The organism is Roseovarius sp. D22-M7 (genome assembly GCF_037083785.1).
Lineage (GTDB): Bacteria > Pseudomonadota > Alphaproteobacteria > Rhodobacterales > Rhodobacteraceae > Roseovarius.
In genome coordinates this window covers 1-3,601 of sequence record NZ_JBAPKY010000125.1, presented here as the reverse complement: position 1 = coordinate 3,601, position 3,601 = coordinate 1, and the positions used below count along the sequence as shown (strand labels likewise).

Here is a 3,601-nt window from a genome sequence, read left to right as displayed (position 1 = left end):
GGTAGCGGGCGGGGGATGGCTTGCTCATACAGCCCGTGTAACCGCATGGATTCACGATGTGAATCGTCAACAGTCAAAGTTGTGCAACAACGCCCCGTGCCAGGCCCAAGCCTTTCCAGCATCTGATAGTTTGATCCGGGGCCTGCCCGAAGGGCCAGGAAATTGTCACCGTTCGGATTGAGCCCACACACTTTGAAGACGTCAGGCGCATAGGCCTGCACCGTAATTGGGGCGGTCAACGCAAGAGCGGTAAGTAGGATAAAGAACATGCGCATCGAAATATCCTCTCGGCCAAAGTTTCTGGACAAAGGCTATCATGCGACCGTGAAACCGTGAAGCGATTTGAGAAACGCCGCGTTTAACGCTCGGCGTATCCTTCAGGGGGGGGGGTGTCGGATTGTCATGACGAGCGTGCCTTTGGCATTTTCGGCCATCCATCCCTTGCGCATCAGCAACCAGCCGTGAATTCCTCAAATACTCTCCGGTGAAAAGATATCGCCATAAATCGTCTCGACACGCTCCACTTCCTCATCGGTGAGGGCGGAGAATTCCTTCTCCCTGGCACGGCTCGATAGCGCTCCACCATTTTGATCAAGGAAGCGGAAGAGCAGATCAGCGGTGCGCTCGGGCATGTCGATCATGCTCTCTATGCGGCGGCGGAATTCATCATAGCGGCGCAGGAAGGCGGTCTCATACGGCAGGTCGTGCTCGATGGTTTGCTTGACGCATTCATAGAGAAATTCGGCGTGCGGCGTTGCATCGAAGAAGCGGTAGAAATCGCCGGTGTCGTTCAGAACCCGGACGTTGAATTTCTCGGTCGGCTCCCAGCGGATCAGCGGCAGAAGACGCTGCGAATAGGATTCGAGTGTGTCGCGGTAATGGTCGATCCGATCCAGGATCGCGGCGGAGACAGGGAAGACAACGCCGCGCGGATTAAAGCCGCGCTCGGCCAGTACATGATGAATCAGGTAGCGGTGCAGGCGGCCATTGCCGTCCTCGAACGGGTGAATATAGACGAAGCCAAAGGCCAGGATCGCGGCGGCAATGACCGCATCCATATGCTGCGCGGGGCCACGGTCGAAGGCGATCATGCCGGTGAGCAGTGATTGCAGGTCTTCCGGCCGTGCGCTGATGTGATCGGGCAGTGGCAGGCGGCTCTCGCGATCATGATCGCCCACAAAGCCGCCTTCGGCGCGGAAGCCCATCTTGATGAAGCGGGCATCGCCGATGACGATGCCCTGCAGGCGCAGCAATTCGTCCTCATCGAGGAATTGTTTGCCGGCTTCGCCGATTGCGCGGCCCCAGCGCTGTATGCGGTCTTGCGGCGGGCTTTCGCCTTCGATTGCGTAGCTCGACTTTGAGTCCTTGAGCAGCAGGAAGGCGGCGGTGCGGGCGAGCACGTCGCGCGGCACGTCCGCGATAATGTCCTCGGCCTGTTGCGCCAGGTTATCGGCGATGAAGCCTTCGAGCTTTTGTGTCCTGAAGACCAGTGGGCAGAATTCCGGGGTGCCGGGCAGGTTGTTGCGAAGCCGGTAGCGCGGCGCGGTCTCCCCTTCGATGCCCCATTGCATATCGGGATCAAGCACCGGGACGTATTTTCCGGTCTTTGCGTCGGGCAGGTCCAGGACGTCCCCGCAAAGCCATTCATAGAGAAACCAGATGCGGCGGGCATAGGTGCCAGTCGGTTTGTTGCGCACCAGCGCTTCGATGGGAGCCGGACCGGTCGCGCCGAACAAGCGCTTGAGCACGGCGAGATCGAGACCCTCATACTTTAGGGCGAAGGTCAGGTGGCCTTCCAGAGTGGACTCCGGGGCATGGCGCGGTGTCATGATCCGCCAGCCCTCACGCTCAATGACACGGTGATGTTCACCGGTCGCGCTCAATATGCGTGGCAGCGGCGCTCCCGGATCGTATGCCTCTATCAGAGCGCTGTAGCCAGCCGGTGTGGCCGTTTCGGGAAGCCGTCTTTCCTGAAAAACGGTCACTGGTCCTGAAAACTGGTTCTTGTTGGCCGCCGCCATGAATTTCCGCGCCTTGTAAGTGTTAACGGGGTTCTGAGAGGCCGTCTCCCTGAAATTTGATTCTACCATGTGAAAAACAGTTCTCATAGTAAATTCTTGTGAACATTGGTTCCGTCGTGCTCGCCGCCGCCCTTTGCCTGCGGGCGGAGCGGGCTGTCGTGAACCGAGCTCGCCTGTGGCGGTCTCGGCCATGCGGTGTCCATCCCTTGCGCAACATCGGCTACCCGCTCAAATCGAAGGCGCGTCATATCTTGAACGTAATGGTACAGAAAATTTGCTCTGCATTTTTCTCAGCGGAGCGACCGTCCTATATTCCTTCTATATTCATCAATACGGCCAGCGCCAGGCGATCCGGGCGCCCTTCAATGCCGCCGCGCACCATAAGCCGCTGCACGTGGTTGTGGTAAATGCCACCGAGCGGCGCCATGTATCTGAGCCGCATGGCCACATCTGGCATAGCGTGCTTTCCGAAATCCCGATCAATCCCGGAAGTGGCCTTGTCGTACCGTGCCAGGCAGGCATCATCGTCTACGTGCGCGCCTGAGGCTTGAAGTTGACCAGCGATCTCACCCGCCCAACGCCGGTGACGGTGCAACTTTCCGGCGTCCAGCATGACGCTCGCCGCCCGCACATCCTCACAAACTGGCAGGAGCGACGCGGCAACATGTTCTGCTGTCTTCGGTATGCGGGGCAGAACCAGTCCGGCGCTGAGATGGCTGGCCTTGCGCATCTCATCCCAACGATGATGACTGTCTGTAACTATTAAGGCCCCCGTTGCCTGCGCGATCATCAGCATCATCTCGAAGTTCGGGACGCAATGGAGTATATTGAACTGACCGCCATCTTCACCGCCGCGATAGACTCCATCCCGCAGCAAAACGAACGGCTCCTCATCTCGGATATGATCCAGCCCGTTATGGAACTGATTGATTTCTTCTTCAGTTGCATGCGCGTCTATGCGCCGCATCATGGCCTCCTGGGCGTCCCTGGGAAGCATGCACAGCATTTGCTTGAAGTCATCTTCCTGTAGCCGCTTCATGATCTCGACATCTCGCGCAGCAAGGCTTACGCCTTTACCGCGCCCTTCAGCCAGTTCCATGACCGACCATTGCAACTGCGGATCGAGCGAAGCCGGATCGGGGAACAAGTTCACATGCCCGCTTTCAATCAACGGGGCCAACTGCATGAACAGAGACAGGTTTTTCAGCGTTTGGACCAGATAGCTATGCGGATTTTCTAGCGGACTGAATTTCTTGTTCATCTGCCTGGGATGGATGAACGGATTCTGGACGAGCACTGTTCCAAAGTACAAGCACGCATTGGCGACGCTGAAGGACGTCGTACGCGGGTCAAGTAACCCGGCATACAGCGCGCGCGGTTCCCCATCCGGCTTGGGAAGAAGCTCAAAAACGTCGGTCTCAATGGGCCATAGGGCCCCGTGCAGAGCGTGAATATCCCGGACCTTGTCTTCGTCCAGATCACGGCGTGTTGATTGTCGCTGAGATCTGACCCGGCAACCACCAAAATTGTCACTGAGAACTGACCCATGTGCAACCTTTCCCCGGCTTGAACCAGCTGGG

General features: G+C 58.0%; 2 protein-coding genes and 1 pseudogene. All 3 read right to left on the bottom strand.

The features are described from left to right. A pseudogene (locus tag V8324_RS21355) lies at positions 1-275 on the bottom strand (hypothetical protein); the annotation flags it as partial. Between the two features lie 195 nt (positions 276-470). Then, positions 471-2,021: a Fic family protein gene (locus V8324_RS21350; RefSeq protein WP_336421909.1), complete on the bottom strand. Its 1,551-nt coding sequence runs from the start codon at positions 2,019-2,021 to the stop codon at positions 471-473. Positions 2,022-2,328: 307 nt separating this feature from the next. Then, positions 2,329-3,601: hypothetical protein (locus V8324_RS21345; protein WP_336421908.1), on the bottom strand; the 1,273-nt coding region annotated here is incomplete at its 5' end.